This window comes from Chryseolinea sp. T2 (assembly GCF_037203685.1).
Lineage (GTDB): Bacteria > Bacteroidota > Bacteroidia > Cytophagales > Cyclobacteriaceae > Chryseolinea.
On sequence record NZ_JBBCAU010000010.1, the window covers coordinates 54,857 to 78,290 of the forward strand.

Genomic DNA, 23,434 nt, shown 5'->3' on the forward strand with positions numbered 1-23,434 from the left:
TGCAATTTGGATTTGGGAATAATTGAATGAGCCTTAGTATTTTGAGCAGGGGCGGGGTGTTGCGGTTGGGCCTTCCTATTCTTTTCTTTTTCAGCTGTGTCTGCTGCAAGGATGAAGTGTCTTCGCATGATTCGTCCAATTCATTATTTCGACCTTTGGCTTCCCACGAATCAGGAATCGATTTTGAGAACAAACTGATTCATACCGAGCAACTCAACACTTATACATATAAAAACTTTTACTCCGGCGCCGGAGTTGGACTTGGTGATTTTGACAACGATGGACTTGTTGACATCGTGTTTGCCGGCAACATGGTCGACAACCGGATTTACCGGAATACCGGTAGCCTGAAGTTTGTGGACGCGACGCGTACGGCCGGAATTCAGTCGGAAGGAAGTTGGACGACAGGAATTAGTGTCGCCGACGTAAATGCTGATGGCTTGCTGGATATTTACCTGTGCAAATCAGGTCCTCCAGGCGGAAAGCGCAGACGCAATGAACTCTATATCAATGCTGGCAATTTCAAGTTTGTCGAGCAAGCTTCCCAATACGGGCTCGCTTTTGAAGGCCTTTCAACGCACGCGGCGTTTTTTGATGCAGACAAAGACGGAGACCTCGATTGCTACCTTCTAAACAATTCACTCAGATCGGTTGGTGCCTATGATCTACGTCGCGGGCAACGCGACATCCCTGACGATTTGGGAGGAAACAAGTTGTTGATGAATGAGAACGGCAAATTCATCGACAGAACCAACACCTCGGGGATTTACTCCAGTGCTATTGGCTTTGGACTCGGTGTTGCAGTCGCCGATATCAATCTTGACGGTTGGCAGGACATTTATGTTTCAAACGATTTCTTCGAACGCGACTACGTTTATATTAACAACGGAAAAGGTTCTTTTTCTGAACGTATAGAAGTAATGATGCCTGAACTTAGCTTAGGTTCAATGGGCGCAGACATTGCCGATTTGAATAATGATGCACTCCCGGACATTTTTGTAACTGAGATGCTGCCGGAACCGGACGCGCGCAGAAAGACGACTACTCAGTTTGAAAGCTGGTACAAGTATCATTCGGCCGTTGTAAATGGCTATCATAGACAATTCGGTCGTAATACCCTTCAGAGGAATAATGGCAACAGTACTTTCAGCGAAATAGGAAGGTTTGCCGGTGTTTCAGCCACCGACTGGAGTTGGGGGCCTCTGGTGTTTGATATGGACAACGACGGTCTTAAAGATATTTTTGTCGCAAATGGAATTTACAAGGACTTGCTTGACCAGGATTACGTGCACTTCTCAGCCAATCCGGACATTATTGAAAAAATCAGGACGAAGCGCACTGGAGTATTGCTTGAACTAATCGATTCGATACCGAGCACTCCGGTATCAAATTATGCGTTTAAAAATCTGGGAGATTTTCGGTTCTCCAACGAAACTACATCATGGGGCCTTCAGGACCCCGGCTTTTCAAATGGTTCTGTTTATGGCGACCTTGACAATGACGGCGACCTTGACCTGGTGATTAACAACGTTAACATGCCATCAGTTGTTTATGAGAACAGATCAAGGCAGATGTTTCCCTCGAACGCTACCCTGAGCGTTAAGCTGAAAGGAGAGGGCAATAACTCATTTGCGCTCGGGGCTAAGGTGGTTTTAAAAATCAAGGATAAACTTTATTACCAGGAAGTTTCGCCTATGCGTGGCTTTATGTCGACGGTGGATAGTCGATTGTTTTTTGGTTTGGGCGAACAGGCTTTAATCGACTCGCTGATTGTGACATGGCCTTCTAACAAAGTAAGCGTACTTAACAACGTGAAAGTGAATCAGCAACTTGAGCTATTCGAGAAGGATGCAAAAGCTGCGAGGTCGATTGTCGCTCCCAGAAGATCCGTCACTTTTTTGAAACGCGATACGCTCAAAGGCGTGACCTTTGAACATCACGAAAATGAGTTCGTTGATTTCGATAACGATCGCCTGATGTTCAATATGATTTCCAATGAAGGACCTTGCCTGTGCGCCGGCGACGCGAACGGTGATGGTCGTTCCGACTTCTATGTCGGGGGTGCGAAGGGCCAGGCTGGAGAACTTTATATGTCGTTAAAAGATGGTTCATTCAGCAAGAGCAAAGAACTGCTGTTTGCATCTGACAGCAGCTCTGAAGACACCGACTGTCAGTTTTTTGATGCCAATGGGGACGGCTTCCCGGATTTGTATGTTGCAAGTGGTGGAACGGAATTTACGCCAGGCAATTCGGCCCTTATGGACAGGTTGTACATCAACAATGGACACGGTCAATTTAAAAAATCCAATAACACTCTACCGTCGATCCGCGCCTTTGAGAGTACATCTACTGTAGAGGCGTCTGACTATGATGGTGACGGAGACGCAGATCTTTTTGTGGGCACCCGCCTCGTGCTGGGTAACTATGGCATTCCTGCCAATGGCTATGTTTTGCAGAATGATGGGAGCGGCGTTATGAAGGATGTAACTGGAGCGATGGCTGCCGGCCTGGCGAATTTAGGAATGGTGACCGATGCAAAATGGTCAGACCTTGACAACGATTCAGACAGTGATCTGGTCGTGGTTGGCGAATGGATGGGAATAAAGATTTTCAGAAACGACAGGGGCAAGCTGACAGATGTCAGCAGTTCGTTTGGAATGGACAGTACCAATGGTTGGTATCATGCAGTTCAGGTTGCTGACCTTAATGCCGATGGCCTGCCGGACATTGTCGCGGGCAATCATGGTCTGAATTCATTTTTTGCAGCTACAAGAACACATCCGTTGACGATGTACGTGAATGACTTCGATCAAAATGGTGCTGTCGAGCAGATCATTACCCGGTTCGAAAATGGCGTTGCTTACCCCATTGTTCAAAAAACTGATCTGCTCACGCAATTACCATCGCTGAAAAAGCGTCTGCTCAACTTTAGCGATTATAAGGGAAAACGTATGGAAGAGATCTTTGGGCCAAAGGAGATCGCCAGTTCTGTTCGGTTGAATGTGTACGACATGAAAACCAGCGTCTGGATTAATAAAGGCAATTCAAAGTTCGAACGTATTGACCTCCCTTATGAAGCTCAATACTTTCCGGTATACGCTATCATGGTCGATGATTTTAATGGTGATGGGGCTCAGGACATTCTCCTGGGAGGAAACCTGTATAGGGCGAAGCCGGAAACAGGTATTTACGACGCTGGATTCGGGCTCGTACTAGCAGGGAACGGTCTTGGGCAATTCAATACAATGACGCCCGATCAATCTGGCCTTTACGTAAGCGGCGAAATCAGATCACTGCTAAAAGTCAGAGGCAGTCATCACTCTCGTATTTTAATTGGAGTAAATAATCAGCCTATCAGGACGTATAAATATGACACTAATACAAAGTAGACCGGTTCACCTTCTCCAGCTGGGTTCGCTGGTGCTCTTAATGATAGGTCTTTCATGTTGCGGGCGGCAATCGGCTAAGAGCGATGCAAAATATGATAGCCTGTTCCTCGGCATCTCTTTGGGGATGGAGAAAAAGAGTTTTTATGATCATTGCTGGGAATTGAACAGGCAGAAAGTTGTCACGCATGGTCCCAAGAATCAGGAGGTAGAATATTTGATCAAAGGTGACATGAAGCAGCCGGTATACATGCGTTTCTATCCGACATTCTACAACGACCATATCCTGGAGATGCCCGTTCTTTATAGTTACGAATCATGGGCCCCCTGGAATAAGCAACTCAGCTCTGATTCGTTGCTCATAGATGTCCTCGCATACTATAAAAACACCTATGGCGACAACTTCAAAAGTCTTCAGCACAAAACTATGGGAACGGTCTATTATAAGATCGACGGCAGGAGGAGAATTAATTTGTTCATTCGTGACGACCAGTTCGTGCAGGCGGTTTTCAGCGACATGCGGCAGTTAACTGCGCAGGCCCGTGAGCGCGAGAAGTTGGTTGAGCAACAAACTCAATAAGGCAATGACATATTATTTCGTTCGTTCGATCGGAAGTATCTGCACTATCGTTGCGTTGTCAATTTTGTTCGTTGGATGCAGTAGTCGCAACGAGAAAAATGATTCATTGTTTTTGTCCTTAACCGATGAGCGAACCGGAATTGACTTTGAAAATTCATTGAACTTCGACAATGAATTTAATATCTACACCTACAGGAATTATTATAACGGCGGCGGCGTAGCAATTGGCGATATCAACAATGACGGATTGCTGGATATCTACTTTACCGGGAACATGGTCCCCAACAGACTGTATCTGAACCAGGGAAACTTCAAGTTTAAAGATATCACCGGAACGGCTGGGGTAGAAGGTAAGGGTAAATGGTCTACAGGAGTGAGCATGGCCGACGTCAACGGTGATGGACTTACTGATATTTATGTTTGCAACTCAGGCGATATCCGCGGAGATGCGAAACAGAACGAGTTGTTTATTAACAACGGAGACCTCACCTTCACTGAAAGGGCAAAAGAATACGGGGTCGACGACAGGGGCTACACTACACACGCAGCTTTCTTTGATTATGACAAAGACGGCGACCTTGATCTTTACATTCTCAATAACTCCTACACGCCGATTGGAAGTTTTAACCTCAGAAAAAACGAAAGGCACAAGCGCGACAGTTTGGGCGGTGACAAATTCCTGAGAAATGACAATGGAAAGTACCACGACGTTAGCGACGAGGTCGGCGTGTATGGAAGTTTGATCGGCTTCGGACTTGGAGTGACTGTTGGTGATGTTAACCGGGATGGCTGGATGGATATCTATGTCTCAAATGATTTTTTTGAACGGGATTACCTCTATATCAATACAGCAGATGGAAAGTTTAAGGAGGTGCTTCCAGAGTCAATGCGATCTATCAGTGCGGCTTCAATGGGAGCCGATGTGGCAGACATTAATAACGATGGGTACCCGGATATTTTTGTGACAGACATGTTGCCCGGCAACAATTCAAGGTTGAAAACTGTAACTACGTTCGACAACTGGGATAGATATCAGTATAACGTCGAAAATGGGTACTTTCACCAATTCACAAGGAACATGCTCCAACTGAATAATGGCGATGGAACCTTTAGCGAGATAGGAAGACTATCCGGTGTAGAAGCGACGGATTGGAGTTGGGGAGCGCTGGTATTTGACATGGATAACGACGGCCTCAAAGACATATTTGTTTGCAACGGCATTCTCAGAGATCTAACCAATCAGGACTATTTGCAATACGTCTCGAATCCCGACATTGCAAAAACTCTCGTTAATGGGAACAAGGTGGACTACAAGACCCTTGTGGAATTGATTCCGTCCAATCCTATTTCAAATTACGCATTCAGGAACATGGGCAATTTGAAGTTCTCTAATGTGGCAAAAGACTGGGGCTTAGACGCGCCAGCTTTTTCTAATGGCGCAGCTTATGGCGATCTCGATAATGACGGAGATATGGATCTTGTAGTCAATCATGTCAACGGTAAGGCTGGGGTATTCCAAAACGAAACTCAAAAGAACTTTCCCAGCCATCATTACCTGAAGTTCGATTTGACCGGTTCGCTTGGCAATACCGCTGCCGTCGGCACATCCATAAGTATCGAAGCAAAGGGAAAGATCTACTATATAGAACAAATGCCGATAAGAGGATTTCAGTCGTCGGTGGACGATCGGCCGAATATCGGCGTAGGAGATGCAGATACGGTTGAGCGTGTAACTGTGCGGTGGCCGGGAGGTACGATCACCAGATTGGATAATGTTCCGACGAATCAGGTATTGCACCTTTCAGAGGCTAAGGGCGTCGCGGCAGATTTGCCGAATCCTGTCTCCGCAGCTCATTCAAATACAGTATTGAAAAAGTCTGCGGACCTCATCCCTTTTACTCACGTCGAGAATAGTTTTGTAGACTTCGATCGCGACAAATTGATCTATCATATGCTGAGTAATGAAGGACCGCGCATGACTCAGGGAGATGTAAACAGAGATGGTCTGACTGACATTTACATTGGAGGCGCCAAGGATCAGTCAGGACAACTTTTTATTCAGCAGAAAAATGGCCAGTTCATATTGAGTAAGCAGGCCGCATTTGAGCAGGATAAAGGGTGTGAAGATATGGGGTCCGCGATGTTTGATGCCGATGGAGATGGCGACGATGACATTTATGTCTGTAGCGGAGGAAGTGAATTTTCGAATGTTTCAACAGCGCTGATCGATCGGCTGTACCTGAACAACGGAAAAGGGGAGTTTACAAGAGCAAACCAGACGCTACCGTCCGCTGCCTTCGAAAGCAAATCGACTGTTAAGCCTTGTGATTACGACAACGACGGAGACGTAGACTTATTCGTCGGTGTTCGGTTTGTTTCTTCGTATTACGGAGTGCCGTCTAACGGTTACATTCTTAATAACGATGGTAAAGGGAAATTTACAGAGGTCAGCGCAAGTGCTGCTCCAGGCCTGCGCGGCGTTGGGATGATCACTGACGCGATCTGGTCGGACGTCAACCATGATGGGCAGCAGGATCTTGTTGTCGTGGGAGAATTTATGGCCGTGAAGGTATTTCTGAATCAACAAGGGAAACTTGCGGAATCACCGGATAAATCAGGCCTCGCCAGGTCAAATGGCTGGTGGAATAGAATTGAGGCTGGTGATCTGGACAAAGATGGAGACATCGATTTTGTCGTCGGTAACCACGGCTACAATTCACGGTTCCGTGCGTCATATAGCCATCCCGTTGAAATGTATATCTCTGACTTCGATCAGAACGGTACAACAGAACAAATCATGTCTACATTCATCGGGGATTCCAGTTACCCGATGCCGCTACGGCATGATTTGATTTCTCAGATGCCCATATTAAAAAAGAAGTATCTGAAGTATGAAAGCTATAAGAACCAAACAGTGAGCGATGTCTTTGGGCCAGAAAATTTGGGCAAAGCACTAAGGGTTTCTGCGTATGAGTTTGCAACCTCTGTACTACTCAACAATGGCTCGGGAGAATTCACAATTCATCCTCTGCCTGTCGAGGCCCAACTCGCTCCTGTATTTGGGATTGAGATAGCAGATTATGACAAAGATGGTATCAGCGATCTTCTCCTGGGCGGGAATCAGTACCGATCGAAACCTGAAGTCGGCAGATATGATGCCAGCTACGGGCTGATTCTGATGGGTAATGGTGATGGAACCTTTCGCGCGTTGAGTGCCAAGGAATCAGGTGTGAATATCGATGGGGAAGTGCGGGACGTTATTACAGTCCAGACGCCGCGCGGTCCGGTTACAGTAATCAGTCGAAATGATCGGTCAGTTGTCACGCTTGAGCAGTAATGACTTCTTGCGAGTCGATCGCAGGCTTCGCCGCGTCATTTCAATGATCACTATAACAGTGAGCATACTCTTGTGGACTGCCTGCAAGAACCATAAGCGCGACACGTTCTTACAAGCTTTAAGTCCGGCAGAAACTGGAGTTTCATTTGAAAACACACTGAAGTCTTCGGATGACTTTAACATCATTGAATACCTGTACTTCTATAATGGAGGAGGGGTTGCAGCAGGCGATATCAACAATGACGGGTTAACTGATTTATACTTTTCGTCCAACCAGGAGAGTAACCGGCTTTACCTGAACAAAGGTCAGTGGCATTTTGAGGATATTACGGAAAAGGCTGGCGTTCAGGGAAGCGGCAACTGGAAGACTGGAGTTACGATGGCCGATGTTAACGGCGACGGGCTTCTCGATATTTTTTCCTGTGGAGTAGGTGGTTATAAAAAATTCGACGGAGCCAATCGCCTCTATATAAACAACGGTGACCTGACGTTTTCAGACAGTACGGAAGCCTATGGTCTCTCGTTTCAGGGATTTTCCTCTCAAGCGTCGTTTTTTGACTACGACAATGACGGAGACCTGGACATGTTCCTGGTTAATCATGCCGTTCACACGTCTCGTTCTTTGGCCCCGGCGTCTGATCGTTTACAGAGTGACGCCCGTGCCGGTGACAAGCTATATCGGAATGAGCGCATACCCTTTGGACAACGCGTGTTTAAGGAAGTAACTTCTTCCGCCGGTATATTAAGCAGCGCTTCAGGATATGGTCTGAGTGTATCCGTATCCGACCTGAATCGCGATGGCTACCAGGACCTATACGTGGCAAACGATTTCCATGAAAACGATTATTTATATATCAACGACGGCAATGGCAGCTTTGGAGAGAGTATTGTCAACAGTGTTCCTCACACCAGTCGGTTTAGCATGGGTGTTGACATAGCAGACATCAACAACGATGGATGGAGTGATATATTTTCACTTGATATGCTGCCACGCGACGAAGTGGTAATCAAAACAACTGCAGGTGAAGATCCATTCGATATTTACGATTACAAATTGAAATTTGGCTATCACCATCAATATGCGCGGAATGCTCTACAGTTAAATCGCGGCCTCGATAATCAGGGGCAACTGATGTTCAGTGACATTGCGCCGTTGGCGGGGGTAGAAGCGACGGACTGGAGTTGGGGGCCGGTCATAGCGGACTTCGATCACGACGGATTGAACGACATTTTTGTTGCCAACGGTATAGCTGGGCGTCCGAACGATATGGACTATATTAACTATATCAGCTCCGATTCCGCTCAGCGATTTCTGAGCAACAGCCAGTTAATTGGCAAGATGCCGGGTGGAGCCGTTCCTAATATGTTTTTCAGAAATTGCGGGAGCCTTCGATTTTGCAATGTAACTGAGGATTGGATCGGGAAAGAACCATCGCTGTCAAATGGGGCGACGTCTGCTGATCTGGACAATGACGGAGATTTAGACCTTGTAGTGAACAACATGAATGCCACGGCGTCTATCTTCCGAAACAATCATGATCCAGGTCAAGGCGGTTACTTAAAAATAAAACTGAAGGGAAATTCCTTAAACCGTACCGGTGTGGGCGCTTCAGTCGCGTTATATGCCGGAGGCAATAGCTATGTTAGGGAACAAATACCTGCACGAGGCTGGCTCTCGTCAACTGACCATGTGTTACACTTCGGACTTCCGACAAAAGCCGTTATTGATTCGATAGTTGTCAATTGGCCTGGAGGAAAGAAGCAGCGGTTGGCTGCAATAGCGCTGAACCAGACAATAGAGATTAACCAGCATGATGCCAACGCTCCGGAACGGCACGAGCTTCAGGCAGCCTCGCCATTGCTGAAAATGCTGCCTGAACTGGATGTGGCACACCGTGAAGACGAATTTGTTCCATTTAACCGTGAGCGCCTTATGCCCACCGCCGTATCGATGGAAGGACCCGGGATGGTTAGAGCCGACGTGAATGGCGATGGCCGGGATGATATCTACATGACAGGTGGCAAGGGTCAAAGCGGTTCGCTGTACCTGCACCAGGCGAACGGGGCTTTTCGCCGACTCACTGTCCCGGCATTTGAAATAGACTCAGTTTTTGAAGATGTTGATGCCGCGTTCTTCGATGCCAATGGCGATGGTACGACGGATTTACTGGTGGTCAGCGGCGGTCAGGAGGCACTCACTCCCGGCACTCTCCAGCCTCGGTTATATCTCAACGACGGTCGTGGAGGTTTTCGTCGATCCCAGGAAGTTCCGGTGGTGGATATAAATGCTTCTTGTGTTCGTCCGTGCGATTTCGATGATGATGGCGATGTGGATTTATTCATCGGCGCCAGTGTAGTCCCTGGGCGATACGGTCAGTTTACGTCACAGACGCTTTGGAGGAACAACGGCAAAGGGGTCTTTGAAGATGTCAGTTCAGCGCTCCTCCCAGGCAGTCTAAGGGACAGCGCAGGTATGGTGACCGACGCGATTTGGACAGATATAAATGCCGACACACGAGCTGACCTTGTGATCGTCGGCGATTGGATGCCCGTAACTGTGTGCATTCAAAACATCAGTGGAAAATTTGACGACGCGACCAATAGCATTGGACTGGCAAATACCGGTGGATGGTGGCGTTCAATTGCTGCCGCTGATTTCGACCATGATGGTGACGTGGATCTGGTCGGCGGAAACTTTGGATTGAATTCTCGTCTAAGACCAGCAGGTGAACTGCCGCTCAACCTTTACATAAGTGATATTGATAACAATGGTAGCGCAGAGCCACTAATGACCTATAACAATGATGGCATTTCCTATCCGTTTATATCACGCGACCAGTTGTTAAAGCAGGTCCCATCATTAAAACGGAGATTCGTGAATTATCGTCTGTTTCGCGACGTGAACATCAATGATCTGCTGAATCGGCAACAACCGATCATACAACGGAGCGTCCACACGTTAGCCACGACATATTTTGAAAACATCGGCGGGAAATTTTTGGCAACGGCGATGCCGGTTGAATCTCAGTTAAGTTCTGTTGAATGCATCGCCATTGATGACATAAATAGTGATGGTGCATTGGATGTCGTAATGGCAGGAAACGCAGGTGCCGTTCAACCTGACATTGGCAGGGCAGATGCATCATACGGAGTTATTCTGTTAGGTGATGGCAAGGGCAGCTTCACCAGCATTGAGCCGTCAGCCTCCGGATTTGTCGTACGCGGTCAGGCGAGGAGTATCGTGATAGTGAAAGGACAGAACGATGAGAAGAAAGTGATAGTAGGTCGCAACGATTCGCGACCGCTTGTCTTTTCGACGATTCGACACGAAAATTCTTCTGTCCAGCGCAAGTCTCCCTAGCTAAAACCAATCTGGCCTGTTGTAACTTGAGTTTCGAACGCTCGTGCAATCCAAACAACGGTCGGGGTAGGATGAACGTTCAGCGGCGTATACGCAATCCGTCACCAGCAGAGGAAAAGGCAAATCAGATCTATACAGGAAAAAACGATTTAATGCTTGTGCGTTGGCAGAGAACAGTCCGAAGACACGCTCGTTTCCATTCCCGTGGACATTGCCTTTGAGTTCGGCTGGCGGTGTATCGAATATAGAACCAGTTTGATTACTCAACAAATCGGCCTGATGCCAGTAAGTATGGGTTCGCGCCGATATTGCGGATTGATAAACAGTAATCGCGTGCTTCTCCAGGAACGTCCAATCCACTATTCTGACAGCGACTAGCAACTTATCAATCTTGCGGGTTGTGACCTTGGTTCCATCGTATAGTGTCACTCTCTGAGGATCCACCCTTTGCGCCACCAGGCATGATGGAGGAACATTGCCGAATGGGTCGGGGAAGTCTGTCGGTGATAACAGGAAGACTTCATCCACGTTCCATTTTAAATATTGGCTCCCGGAAGCTTCAGGTAACTCGGCGTCGACGTATACAAACAGGAAGGGCTGATCTGAAACGACGCCATCAAAATCCGTGTATGACTGGACTTTGAATTCGTAACCTGCTTGAATAGTCCCAGGGGCATCTGGCATTACGTCGGTTTCCGACCGGTAGCTCCCTCGTTGTGGCAACTCTATCTCAACATGATAGGCATGTCCCGGAACGCCTGCGTAATTTGTCGGATGATAGATGCCAGGGGCGCTGCTGGATTCAAAAAGAGCAATGGATTCTCCCGTTGTCTCGTCAATAATGTTCACAGCGGCTTCCGATACCGGAAAGGGCAGTCGATCAGTGTCTGCGGTTAACCCGACTTGAACTTCTGTTTGGTCAGCAATATTGCTTACCTGGCCGCTGATGACCACGATGCCGCTGGTGTTGTCGATATTAACGTCGATCGGAGTGAGGCAGCCTGAAAGGGCACCGAACAAGATGATGCGCGGAAGTTGGCACTTGATCACGTGCAGGTATCGTTGGAGTATACGCATCAGAACTTAAAGTTGTAAGTAAGCGAAGGCAACGCGGTTCCGAGAATGGCAAGTTTATACGGCTTGGGTATAAAGTAGTTGGGAGCGGGGCGCTGATAAAAGACCGAGTATGCGTTTTCTCTGCCGAAGAGATTATAGATTGAAAAGACAATAGAGTCTTCGATCTTTCGGAAAACGTTACCCACGGTAATCGAAGCATCAACCCGGAAGTAGTCTGGCATCTTGTAGGCATTGCGCGCCGAGTACACCGGTATAACAGTTCCATTAACTATATAGCTGGATTCGATCGCCGTTAGTGGCCTCCCCGAAGCGTACGTTGCAATGAGGCTAAAGGAGCCATTGTTTTTGAACTTTCGCTCAAGCACAAAATTGAATGTATGCGGCTTGTTGTAGTTTGAAGCATACCAGGCACCGCTATTGATTGATGTTGTTTCATCGCTGCCCTGAACCTGGACCTGGGTCTGTGTGTATGTATACGAGATCCAACCAGTTAGTCGTCCTTTCAAGCGTCTTATATACAGTTCACCACCGTATGCGCGGCCGCGGCCCGTTAGCAATTCAGTTTCCAAATGATTGTTGAGGAACAGCTGCGCGAAGTCTTTGTACTCAACGAGGTTTTGCATTTTCTTATAAAACAGCTCAGCTGATGTTTCCCATGCATTGTTATTCAGATTGAGGAAGTAACCGATTGAGTAATTATCGGCAACCTGTGGAGGAAGGTAACTATTGCTGACCTGCCATAGATCAACAGGAGTGGGAGCAGTTGTATTAGAGATCAGGTGAATATACTGACGCATACGGTTGTAGCTCACTTTAATCGATTGGTTTTGAGTAAGACTTACCCGTGCTGAGATACGCGGCTCAAGTCCATTGAAAGATTGAATAACTTCGCCGCCATCATGGTATGTCGTGTCTGCTATGTTGTTTGGGAGCCGTGGTGAGCCGTCGGCATAATGAAAAACAGTATCTGGTCCGAGGTGTGCATAATAACTATAGCGGAGTCCGAAGGATACTGAGAAATTTTCCGTTACCTTAAAATCGTCGCCTGCATAAATTGCCAGTTCTATGCCATTGTTCTTCGGCACTTCCCGCTGTGATACGTTAGTTGCTCCATTGATACCCCGAATTCGTTCGGCTTGGGGAAAGTATCCGGTTCCGGAAATTCCTGCTACGATCGCGTGCTTGTCCGAAGGTTCATAATTGAGATTCTCCGTGGCCACCAGATAGTTCATTGTGTTGGTTAGCTCGGATGCATCCAGACCATTGGGATCTATCAGTGTGCTGCTGAAGTGCCCGTAGGAGAGCGAGAAGACAGGGGAGGCTTTTCGGTCGGCGAGTGCCTGAAGGCGTGCATCGACGACATAGTTGTTATAACGATACCCAAATTGATCCGAGAATCGGAAGTCATCATGACTTGCATAGAACGACACATCAGCGATGCTATTTGTACTGAAACGATGACTTAACCCAAGGTAGCCATCGTAGAATGACAGATCACTATTGGAAACATCCGGGTCATTAGCTTTATGCAACACCCAGTTGGCGTACGAGCCTCGACCGGCTGCCAGCAGCGAGGTCTTGCCCGGCACGATTGGACCTTCCACGGCAATACGGCTGGAGATGGGCCCGATACCTCCCTGCAATGACCATTTGTCGAAAGCGCCACGCCGCGTATTGATTTGTAATACAGATGAGGCGCGGCCGCCGTATTCTGCCGGAACGTTGCCCTTATACAGACTGAAATCTTCGAGCACATCCTGGTTAAAGGCAGACACAAATCCCAACGCATGTGTCGTGCTGAAGAGTGGAGTGTTGTTTAGCAGCACAAGGTTTTGATCCATGCGTCCACCCCTTACGTTAAATGCTGATGACCCTTCGCCAACGCTGGATACCCCGGGCATGAGTTGGAGGCTTTTGAGGATATCGACTTCACCCATCATCGTTGGCAGCATCTTAATTTCCTGAACATTCAGTGTGTTCAACCCCGGAAGAGACTCTTTCACGTTGCTATCAATGGCACGCGATAAAATAGTCACTTCATCCAGGGAGGTAACGCCTTCTTCCATCGTTATGTCTACGACGCCGTTGGAGATAACCCGCAGTCGCATGTATACATGCTTGTAACCCAAATGACGCACTGCTACCCGATAACGACCGGTTGGCATGTTGAGGATGTAGCGCCCGTCTGCATCGGCATGGTCGAAGTGCTTGAAAGATTCTGCTGAGATAGTTGCGCCTGAGATAGGCGCACCATTCTCGCCACGGATGGTGCCCGTTACAGTCACCATGCTGCCCTCAACCAGATCGGCTGAGTCGCCAACCATTGTATAAGGCACATTCCATTCGTCTCCGACCTTCTGCTGCGCTGTTGTGGGGGCGGAAAGAAAAAGTCCCGTCAGGCCCATAATCATCAAGAGAGTAAGTGGATGTTTCCAGGTCGAAGACTTAAGTCCAGGCATGACGATGTTTAAGTTTGCTAACATATACTATCGACCCTGAAACGACCCGAACATTCTTATGTTTTTTGCTAAACGGCAGATCTAACACGATTGCAGGCGTAATTTTGAGGCTTTTAGAGCATTTTTGTGATCCTGGAAATCCAGTTGTGGTTGTGATCGTTTGGCATGTGTGGCCGGGGTCGGTGACGAAATTGGATGTTACCAATTATTTTAGCTATTGACAGGCAACCTTGCAGGTAAGCCGCTTGTCTTTTGTAACGGATTGGACGAAGTATTTAACATACATCAGGATTTGATTGCTCGCTGCCGGACGGGCGATCAGACGGCGCATCATAGCCTTTACAAGCTGTATTCCCGTGCCATGTACAACGTTGGGTATCGGATCGTTCAAAATGAAGAGGAGGCCCAGGACGTGCTCCAGGAGGCTTTTATCAGCGCTTTCCGAAACCTTGACGGATACAGGGGTGATGCCACGTTCGGGTCGTGGCTGAAGCGTATTGTCGTCAACAAGGCCCTCAACGCCGTCAGCCGCAGGAAGTTTGAACCGATACCCGAAAATGAGGACTGGGATATTGCCGAGCCTGAATCTGACGTTAGCTATCGGGGGGAGCTTACGGTGGAGCGGGTCAAGAAAGGAATTTCACAATTGCCCGATGGATACCGGAATGTCTTATCGCTGTACCTGATTGAGGGATATGACCATCAGGAAATAGCGGAGATTATGGGGTTCACGGAATCGACTTCAAAGTCTCAGCTCAACCGCGCGAAGGCTAAGCTTAGAGAACTGCTAGAGAATTAAGAATTAAGAGTTAAGAATTAAGAATTAGGGATTGCAGGCTACAAATTAAAGTACTCAGTACTCAGGACTCAGGACTCAGTACTAACGATGAGTATTCAGAATAAAGGAACAGAACATCAGCTATATGAAAGACGAGTTGGAGGAATTTTTTAAAACAAACAGAAGCGCGTTCGACGATCGCGAGGTGCCAAAGGATGCGTGGAAGAACATAAGCAACCGACTGTCCTTTCAACGGCCATCGCTTTGGAACTCCGTTGTCATATGGCGGGCCGCCGCCATTCTATTTATGGTGACAACCGGTTACTTTCTTGTGTCAATGACGGTGAGCCGTCGTGGTGATGTAAAAGAGCAACAGGCGAGTGCTGTCACGTTGAAAGAATTCAGAGATGTGGAGGAGTTTTATGTTCAGCAAATTTCAGAGAAAGTTAAGTTGATTGATGACTTCAAACGCGCGGATGGGCTGAATGGATTTACACACGATTTTCATCAGCTTGAAGCCATGTATGATGTGCTCAGGGAACAGATGAAGTCAGATCCCACTGATAAAGTAAAAGATGCTCTTGTGTTGAATCTACTTGTACGTATTGATTTGCTGAATCAGCAACTGCACAAGCTTGAACGCGAGTATAAGGCCGACAAAAAAGATCAGGCCAAATCTGTGTAGTATTTTACGAATGGTCGAAAATCAAGGTTGACTTTTGCACCACTATGCGCAAACAATTGTCCGATTGCGGGGCAACCCCCGCTATAAATGCAAAAAGGCCCAGCGTCTCTGGGCCTTTTTGTTTACCTAAACCTAAACCTATGAGAAGAATTACTCTACTCACAGAATTATAACGCAATCATTGTTCCAAAGTTTCAAACGTACAAGGAAAATTATTTCATTTTTTCAGCTTGTCAGCGAACACCTTTTTGAACTTGTCCATCTTCGGTTTGATCACAAACGAACAGTAGGGAGCGCTTCCGTTCAGGTTATAATAGTTTTGATGGTAGTCTTCTGCCTTATAAAAGTTGGTGAATGGAGTGATCTCCGTTACAATTGGATTGTTAAATGCGCCTGATGCATCCAGTTTCTTTTTGTATTCCTCTGAAAGCTTCTTTTGTTCTGCATTGTGGTAAAAGATCACCGATCTGTACTGTGTTCCCTCGTCAGCACCCTGACGATTTAACGTTGTGGGATCGTGTGTTCCCCAAAAAATCTCCAACAGTTCTTCAAACGATACTTTAGCAGGATCGTACGTTAACTGAATAACTTCTGCATGACCAGTAAGTCCACTGCAAACTTCCCGGTAGGTTGGATTCTTTACTTTCCCACCGGAGTATCCGGATTCAACTTTGGCAACACCGTCTACTTGCTGGAACACTGCTTCTGTACACCAGAAACAGCCTGAACCGAAGGTGGCAATCTGGAGGCTGTCGTTCGTCGCGATTTCGCTCATAGAATTATCTGTACCTGAGTAAATGTTATCACGCGACGTACAGGACGCACTGGCGAACAGTACAACGGCCGCCGCGGACATTATCAAGCGTATCATAGTTTGTTTTATTATTAAACCTATTTACGATAAAATTGGTTTGCACGGATGTTATTAAAATGTCGGGAACACCCCGTCCGCGCATTGATAGCGTAAAAATGCCAATCAATTCCTCATACACCAAAAGGAATTGACTGGCAGTAAATGATTATTCTGATACCGCTGGTTGTAAGAACTCTTAGTAGTTCTGATAGAATCCCCGGATACCCGAGGTCAGCTGATTGTATATCGGCTTTGTGAATTCCAGAAACAGATCCTGGGGGCCGGGAGGTTGTTGTTCGCGAAGGCGGCACAGTCTCAATTGAGGCTCTGCCAATGCACGCTCGTCGCCGTTGAAGCGGGCCCATTCCGATACCCAAACATATTGACCACTATATTTCTTGTGATCGAGAACACCGTTGGTCTTCGCGTCGGTCACCACCATGCTAAGTGTTCCCTGACTCATCACTTCCTTGTGATATGTGGTAAGCTTTGCCTTCACTGTGTTATAAACAGGTACGACCTTGCCGTTCACCTTGGCTTCGCCAACCCTCACGCTATCCTTTGAATATGTTTCTGTCTTTTCGCGCAGCACAGAATTGCCGACGCTGAAATCATCGAATTCTATACGCACCACCTGGTCAATAACCTGCAGATTTTCGCCCTTCGCTTCGCCTGGAGTATAGAATCTTATAAAGGTTGTTTCAGTATATGTGTTGCGCAGATACGATTCTACTTTGTCCTGGAAGAAGTCACCGGACAAATCGTAACGACGGGGAACAGGTATCTGTTCAAGAACAACTTTCAGTGTTGCTTCAAACTTTGCTTTGTCGAGATATTCAACTACGTCTTTGTACCCGGGAACAAACTTTTGGGCATCGTTAAAATTGAAGTAGGCACGTCGTGCCTCCATGCGATTTCCTTTCATCAAAGCATCGATGCCAAGGTTATAGCTTTCTTCTGCCGCCTTCTCCTTTAACGGGCCGATCTCGGCGTAATATTCCTTTGGATTTGGCACTACCTTCTTGCATCCAGGGCACTGTCGAATGAGCTCATATAAGCCGTTTATTGTATTGTACGACTCAATGGCGCTTTTCCATTTAAGGGGAGCGTTGGAAGCGATTTGATTTTTGGCTTCCTGTTCATAGTACTCCACAGCCAAGGGATAGGCGTTTTTCAGGGCTTCCAGTGATTTGCTGTGGTCGGGGTTCTGACGAAGCCGGTTTACCGACTGGGTCACAGCTTCATAGTAATCTCCGCGCTCGTAGGCCTTTTTCCCGGAACTACACGCTATCGTCAAAAAAACCGCAGTTGCGATAGCAAGATGGGGTGCTCTCATAAAAGGGGGTAAACGAAAAAATCATTCCAAGATACCGCCAATTCCGAAAAAAAAGTTTTGAATCTGCGGAATTCAATACATGCGTCGGACGAAGCCCGTAAGGGATCGCTAACCGGTAGTGGCTACGACTGAACCGGGCGCGTTAACGGCGCGCACCGTGCGGCATATCATCAGCGTCTTCTACGAACCGCACAAAGAATGCAGCAACCAAAAAGAATGCTCCGGCCGCTACCAGACTGAACACGGCGTGCGAACCATAAATGTACTTAACCACAGGTCCGCCGATAATGCCGTTTACGATCTGCGGGAGCGTAATGAAGAAATTGAAGACCCCCATATAGAGTCCCATTTTCCTGGCAGGCAGAGCACCCGCCAGGATAGCATAAGGCATGGCAAGGATGCTCGCCCAGGCAATGCCGATGCCGATCATGGGAACTATCAACAGGTATGGATTACTGATAAAGTAAATAGACATCAGTGAAATGCCACCGATGGTGAGCGACATTGCGTGTGTTCGCTTCCTTCCCAACGCATAGGCTATTGCCGGAAGTACGAGCGCATAAACAGCAGACACACCGTTGTAAATGCCGAACAGGCCGCTTACCCAGTTAGCGGCTTCCTGATAGGTCGTTGATGAGTGATCGTCTGCTGGAAGTCCGTAAACATGTGTAGCAATTGCCGGAGTCGAAAACACCCACATAGAAAAGAGGGCAAACCAGGAAAAGAATTGAACGACGCCCAACTGTTTCATGGTCTTTGGCATCTGGGCGAAATCTGTAAAGATCTGCGCTATGCCTTTCATCTTAGCTTCACCATTCCTTTCCTTAGGATATTCATCGGGTGGGAATTCCTTAGTTGTGACCACCGTCCATAAGATGGCAGCCAGAAATACTACTGCTCCAACATAGAAAGATAAAGTCACAGACTGCGGCACAACGCCCTCGCTGGCGGTATTCTCCACACCAAATACTTCTGCAAAGAGATATGGCAACCAGGAGCCAAGCACCGCGCCGATTCCAATGAGGAATGTCTGAACGGCAAACCCTTCTGTTCTTTGATCGGAGGGCAACAGGTCCGCTATGAGTGCTCTGAACGGTTCCATAGCAACATTGAAGGAGGCGTCCATGATCATGAGGATCCCGGCGCCTGCGTAAAGCGGAGGCAGCAAATGAATCAGCACTTCAGCGTTAGGCATGAGCATGAGCGCCAGTGCGGCGACTATGGCCCCCACGAGAAAGTAGGGCTTGCGCCTGCCAAGGGATGTCCACGTATGGTCGCTGTAGTATCCGATAAGAGGCTGGATGATCATGCCTGTAAGTGGTGCCGCCAGCCAGAACCAGGAGAGGTGCTCGACGTCGGCACCGAAGATTCCGAGGATGCGCGATGCATTTCCGTTTTGAAGGGCAAATCCGAACTGGATCCCGAGGAACCCCACACTCATGTTCCAGATGCGCGCATTTGATAGTCGTTGCCGTTGTTGAATGGTAACCATAGTTTGGACGGTGTCGTGAGTACCCGAACCCCGGAATAAGTTTAGTGGAAACAGGTACTGGACGCTACTTTAAACGCGTGCTAAACGGGCCGTCACTAAGAACAGCAAATCGCCAAATATGCTCCAAGAAAAAAATTGAATTTCCTTCAATTTGGCCCAGTTGCAACGTGTGCGGCTGTGTTGCAGCGATGGTTATGGCCGGATTTGAAATTACCAAGTAATGGTGATCGCGTGCGACTCGTTGGACATAGTCGCGGAATGGACCGCCTCGGCCGGAGCAGGTTCAGGATCGTAGAACGGATCGAATTTTTCCAGAGCACTGAAGAAGCTGTTCATCTCTGGTGACAGACCTGTAGGCTTGCCATTAACGGTGATCGTTTCAACCGATGTTCCCAGTCCATGAAATACCAGTTTAATGTTACTTACCGACGATTGGAAAGAACCAGAGACAGCACCCAGCGTTAGCTTTCGCTGGTTCGCGCTATATGAAATGTCGCGTCTGGCGTGATTGCCTGCCTGATAGTTGAAAGTTGAACCGTCGTCATCGTAATAGGTGAATGAACCGTCGGCCCCGATGTAGATATGAAGGATCAGGAGTTCCTGTGCAACATCCGTATTTTGTACGACGGGTTGCATGGGGACGATAGCACCTGCTTTTACAAAAACGGGCAGCCTTCGGAGAGGACACTCAAGGATGTACTCGGCATTTCCGGCATAAGTCTGTCCGTTGTATAACGAGAACCATGTTCCTTCGGGCAAATATGCCTTCACAAACTCTTTATCACTCTCTACTGGAATAACCAGAAAAGCTGGTCCGAACAGATATTGATTTTGAAACGTGCCCTCGTAAATTCTTGGATTGTGAGTGTAGTTAATTGCCAGTGAGCGTTGCAGCGGCATTCCGGTCGTTGCCGCATCATAGAACAATGAATAGATGTACGGAAGCAGCTGGTACCTGAAACGGATATAGTTACGGGAGATTTGCTCAACCTCCTCCCCATACGCCCAGGGCTCGGAGTCGCGACTATTGATCATAGTGTGAGCGCGAAAGAAAGGGGAGAAGGCGCCAATTGAAAGCCAGCGTGCAAAGAGACGGGAGCTTGCTTCGCCTACAAATCCACCGATGTCATAGCCGCAAAACGCAACGCCGCTCATTCCCATACAGGAGACCATGCGGGTGCCAAGCATCATGTGTTCGTCGTACGCGACGTTGTCGCCGGTCCAAACCGCGCCATAGCGCTGCACACCCGCGAAACCAGAGCGCGTCAGATTGAAGGGACGTTTACCATTAAGCAGTGCTTTTGTTCCTTCGTATGTACTGCGCGCCATTTGAAACCCGTAAACATTTCTGCCTCGGCGCATAGTGGCACCGTTACCTTCGAAACTTAGCTCGATGTTTTCAGGGAGCATTTGTCCCCAGGTAGCGATCTCATTCATGTCGTTCCAGAAACCTTCCACTCCAAGTTCAATGGTCTCGGCAAACTGTTCCTGCCACCATTGCCTGGTTTCGGGATTCGTGAAATCGGGGAAGTGACACCAGCCCGGCCAAACCTGCCCCGAATAGGGAGTGCCATCAGGATATTTTAGAAAGGCATTGCTTTTTATTCCGTCGTCATAGGCCTTGTAACCTTCCTCGACTTTGATACCGGGATCGCACATGATCACTACGCGAAACCCAAGTTCACGTAATTCTTCAACCAGGCGTTTCGGATTCGGAAAGTCCTTTCGGCTCCACGTAAAGATCTTATAGTTATCCATGTAGTGGATATCCAGCACGATCACATCCGCAGGGATGTTCTTGTCGCGAAACGTCTGGGCAAGTGTCAGCACCTCTTTCTCAGGATAGTAACTGTAGCGGCATTGCTGATATCCGATGCTCCATCGTGGTGGCAGTTCAATGCGACCGGTAAGCTGAGTATAGTGGTTAATGATTTGTCCGACCGAATGATCATACATGAAGTAATAATCCATTTCGCCGGCGTCGGCAGCGAAGCTTGAGAACCGATTATTTGATGCACCGAAATTAAAGAACGACTTGTGCGTGTTATCGAAGAAAATGCCATACACCAGTTCGGAGTGAATACCCATGTAAAACGGGATAGAGCAATACAGAGGATCCTGGCCTGTACTAAACGCGAACGCATCAGTGTTCCAGTTTGTATAACCGGCGCCTCTTCGATCGAGTGGGCCGGTCTTTTCGCCCAGACCGATAAAGCGTTCCCCGCTTTGTAATTTCTTATAGGTTGTAACCTGTTCACCGTTCCAGCACGTGCCAAAGGCAGCATCATCTTCGTTAATAACGCGGCCATCTGCACTAACAAATACAAAGCGCACAGGATCCTTTCTGATGATGGCGGTTACTGCAGGAGTCTTCACAACGAGATGGTCTGGTTGCTCAGCAATGTGAAACTCTGCCGGCTCTGGTCCTGAGACCACGGCGTATGAGAAATCTTCGAACGTAGATGCACGCGTGATCGTTATGCGGAGCGTGTTCGTTCCATACACCTGTACTCTGAATATGCCATTGGTGGTTTCGCCCGTTAACCCTGATCGGATAAGTGACCAGGACTGGAGTTTGCCTAAACTTGTTGTCTGGGGGGTAGTAAGAGAGCGCTGCATTGGCTGTACGGATTGTGATCAAATATAATGTAAAGCGTAAACAGTGTGTCCGCACATGGTCAACCACAATCAAAGAACAAGTCCGGAATCGATTTCCAGGCGGACATAAAAAAACGCAGCCCGATAATCGGACTGCGCCTTAGTATATTTCAGTATACAGGAAGACCTATTTCCCTTTTTTCAGTGATGAATCGCGAACGATCAACTTTGTCTTCAGGATCTTCGTTTCCGGAGTCGGCTCTTCATTGTCCTTCGACTTCACCTCAATCTGGCGGATAAGCAACTTCGCTGCTTCCTGGCCCATTTCAAAACCAGGCTGATCGACAGATGAAAGAGATGGATCCAGCAATCCGCTGAATACCCAGTTGCTAAATCCAACAACTGCTACATCTTCGGGGATCTTCAATCCGGCAGCCTTAATTGCCTGCATAGCACCCATGGCCGCAGGGTCATTGGTAGCAAAGATGGCATCAGGACGATTGGAAAGTTTCAATAGCTGCTCCGTTGCAGCCTTACCTTCTTCGATTGTTCCCTGAGGACAAGAAACGATCAACTCGTTTTCAACAGGAAGGCCTGCTTCGTTAAGCGCCTGCACGTATCCCTCAAGTCGTTGCTTGGTAATGCCAAGGTTCGGGGGACCTTCAAGGTGAGCAATCCGCTTGCAACCCTGGGATATCAAATGTTGTGTAGCTTCTTTTGCGCCGCTCAGATCGTCAACGATAACGCTGCTTGAGTTGGCGTTTTCGTACACGCGATCAAAGAACACCATAGGTACTCCTTTGGCCAGAATGCTTTCGATGTGGTCGAATGTGCTTGTCTCGCGTGATATGGAAATAAGCATTCCGTCAACGCGGCTGTTAAAGAGCGCTTTGATGTCAGTCTTCTCACGTTGCAGGGATTCGTTTGATTGCGTGATGATGACATTGTATCCAGCGCTGTAAGCAACGTCTTCGATACCCGAAATCACCGTTGAGAAAAAGAAGTGAACCAATTCAGGTATGATAACCCCCAGGGTATTGGTCTTTGATTGCCGAAGGCTCAACGCAACGATGTTGGGCTGATAGTTCAGTTTTTCAGCGAGCTCATTAACTGCCTTCTTCGTCTGCGGGCTGATATCAGGGTGATCCTTCAGCGCACGGGAGACAGTAGACGGGGAGATGCCCAACTCACGGGCAATGTCCTTAATGGTTACTTGATTGTACTTCATAGTTGCAAGATTAGAAGTTCTTGCGGTAGAACCGCAATTAGTTGCGCAATTTTTTTTAAATGCTCTGCAATCGATATAGATGCAAAGGTCTGGTGCATTTCAAACGTGTGCGGAAAATCGGCAAAAAGCTGGAAGTTGCCAATATTTTAGCAGTTTTGTTTCGTTCCCTGCTGGCAGGCGACGGTTCCCGTTTGTCCTAAAATCGCCATTGATCCGCCTCGCCCGCCATTCTTGACGTATGCGAAACATTTAAAAAGGCGCATG

Annotated in this window: 13 protein-coding genes; 6 read left to right on the top strand and 7 right to left on the bottom strand. The window is 47.8% G+C overall.

Features of this window, described 5'->3' with window-relative positions:
• The first annotated feature begins 155 nt into the window (after positions 1 to 155).
• The 4 genes from WBG78_RS26670 to WBG78_RS26685 are packed head-to-tail and all read left to right on the top strand — an operon-like array spanning position 156 to position 10,664.
• Positions 156 to 3,389, top strand: a complete 3,234-nt coding sequence (locus WBG78_RS26670; RefSeq protein WP_337329574.1) for a VCBS repeat-containing protein — start codon at positions 156 to 158, stop codon at positions 3,387 to 3,389.
• Positions 3,370 to 3,966 carry a hypothetical protein gene (locus tag WBG78_RS26675; protein ID WP_337329575.1) on the top strand — a complete coding sequence of 199 codons (597 nt, stop codon included), beginning with the start codon at positions 3,370 to 3,372 and terminating at the stop codon, positions 3,964 to 3,966. Before WBG78_RS26670 ends, WBG78_RS26675 begins: the two co-directional genes overlap by 20 nt.
• Before the next feature lie 4 nt (positions 3,967 to 3,970).
• Positions 3,971 to 7,303 (top strand): VCBS repeat-containing protein, encoded by a 3,333-nt coding sequence (locus WBG78_RS26680; RefSeq protein ID WP_337329576.1) that lies wholly within the window; start codon positions 3,971 to 3,973, stop codon positions 7,301 to 7,303.
• A gap of 43 nt (positions 7,304 to 7,346) precedes the next feature.
• A complete protein-coding gene (locus WBG78_RS26685) occupies positions 7,347 to 10,664 on the top strand; it encodes a VCBS repeat-containing protein (RefSeq protein WP_337329577.1) in 3,318 nt (1,105 codons plus the stop codon).
• Here the strand turns inward: WBG78_RS26685 and WBG78_RS26690 are convergent, their stop codons facing one another.
• Both WBG78_RS26690 and WBG78_RS26695 read right to left on the bottom strand, forming a co-directional pair.
• Positions 10,665 to 11,741 carry a DUF4249 family protein gene (locus WBG78_RS26690; RefSeq protein WP_337329578.1) on the bottom strand — a complete coding sequence of 359 codons (1,077 nt, stop codon included), beginning with the start codon at positions 11,739 to 11,741 and terminating at the stop codon, positions 10,665 to 10,667.
• Complete coding sequence (locus WBG78_RS26695; RefSeq protein WP_337329579.1) at positions 11,741 to 14,200, bottom strand: TonB-dependent receptor; 2,460 nt, start codon at positions 14,198 to 14,200, stop codon at positions 11,741 to 11,743. The genes WBG78_RS26690 and WBG78_RS26695 overlap by 1 nt, the downstream gene beginning before the upstream one ends.
• 217 nt (positions 14,201 to 14,417) lie before the next feature.
• On the opposite strand from WBG78_RS26695, the gene WBG78_RS26700 reads away from it, so the two are divergent.
• On the top strand, positions 14,418 to 14,999 hold the full coding sequence (locus tag WBG78_RS26700; protein ID WP_337329580.1) for an RNA polymerase sigma factor: 582 nt from the start codon (positions 14,418 to 14,420) through the stop codon (positions 14,997 to 14,999).
• 124 nt (positions 15,000 to 15,123) lie between these two features.
• Positions 15,124 to 15,663 (top strand): hypothetical protein, encoded by a 540-nt coding sequence (locus WBG78_RS26705; protein WP_337329581.1) that lies wholly within the window; start codon positions 15,124 to 15,126, stop codon positions 15,661 to 15,663.
• Between the two features lie 217 nt (positions 15,664 to 15,880).
• Here WBG78_RS26705 and msrA read toward each other — a convergent pair whose 3' ends face one another.
• From msrA to WBG78_RS26730, 5 genes are all read right to left on the bottom strand, one after another.
• On the bottom strand, positions 15,881 to 16,438 hold the full coding sequence (gene msrA / locus WBG78_RS26710) for a peptide-methionine (S)-S-oxide reductase MsrA (protein WP_337329783.1): 558 nt from the start codon (positions 16,436 to 16,438) through the stop codon (positions 15,881 to 15,883).
• A gap of 274 nt (positions 16,439 to 16,712) precedes the next feature.
• A complete protein-coding gene (locus tag WBG78_RS26715) occupies positions 16,713 to 17,852 on the bottom strand; it encodes a hypothetical protein (protein ID WP_337329582.1) in 1,140 nt (379 codons plus the stop codon).
• 142 nt (positions 17,853 to 17,994) lie between these two features.
• Positions 17,995 to 19,344 carry an MFS transporter gene (locus WBG78_RS26720; RefSeq protein ID WP_337329583.1) on the bottom strand — a complete coding sequence of 450 codons (1,350 nt, stop codon included), beginning with the start codon at positions 19,342 to 19,344 and terminating at the stop codon, positions 17,995 to 17,997.
• Positions 19,345 to 19,554: 210 nt separating this feature from the next.
• Positions 19,555 to 21,963, bottom strand: a complete 2,409-nt coding sequence (locus WBG78_RS26725) for a glycoside hydrolase family 31 protein (RefSeq protein ID WP_337329584.1) — start codon at positions 21,961 to 21,963, stop codon at positions 19,555 to 19,557.
• Positions 21,964 to 22,129: 166 nt separating this feature from the next.
• Positions 22,130 to 23,170 carry a LacI family DNA-binding transcriptional regulator gene (locus WBG78_RS26730; RefSeq protein ID WP_337329585.1) on the bottom strand — a complete coding sequence of 347 codons (1,041 nt, stop codon included), beginning with the start codon at positions 23,168 to 23,170 and terminating at the stop codon, positions 22,130 to 22,132.
• Positions 23,171 to 23,434 lie beyond the last annotated feature (264 nt).

Bases quoted from the DNA above. Each gene is read 5' to 3' on its own strand.
- WBG78_RS26675 (WP_337329575.1), top strand. From the start codon at position 3,370: ATGACACTAATACAAAGTAGACCGGTTCACCTTCTCCAGCTGGGTTCG.
- WBG78_RS26680 (WP_337329576.1), top strand. From the start codon at position 3,971: ATGACATATTATTTCGTTCGTTCGATCGGAAGTATCTGCACTATCGTT.
- WBG78_RS26685 (WP_337329577.1), top strand. From the start codon at position 7,347: ATGATCACTATAACAGTGAGCATACTCTTGTGGACTGCCTGCAAGAAC.
- WBG78_RS26690 (WP_337329578.1), bottom strand. From the start codon at position 11,741: ATGCGTATACTCCAACGATACCTGCACGTGATCAAGTGCCAACTTCCG.
- WBG78_RS26695 (WP_337329579.1), bottom strand. From the start codon at position 14,200: ATGCCTGGACTTAAGTCTTCGACCTGGAAACATCCACTTACTCTCTTG.
- WBG78_RS26705 (WP_337329581.1), top strand. From the start codon at position 15,124: ATGAAAGACGAGTTGGAGGAATTTTTTAAAACAAACAGAAGCGCGTTC.
- msrA (WP_337329783.1), bottom strand. From the start codon at position 16,438: ATGAGCGAAATCGCGACGAACGACAGCCTCCAGATTGCCACCTTCGGT.
- WBG78_RS26715 (WP_337329582.1), bottom strand. From the start codon at position 17,852: ATGAGAGCACCCCATCTTGCTATCGCAACTGCGGTTTTTTTGACGATA.
- WBG78_RS26720 (WP_337329583.1), bottom strand. From the start codon at position 19,344: ATGGTTACCATTCAACAACGGCAACGACTATCAAATGCGCGCATCTGG.
- WBG78_RS26725 (WP_337329584.1), bottom strand. From the start codon at position 21,963: ATGCAGCGCTCTCTTACTACCCCCCAGACAACAAGTTTAGGCAAACTC.
- WBG78_RS26730 (WP_337329585.1), bottom strand. From the start codon at position 23,170: ATGAAGTACAATCAAGTAACCATTAAGGACATTGCCCGTGAGTTGGGC.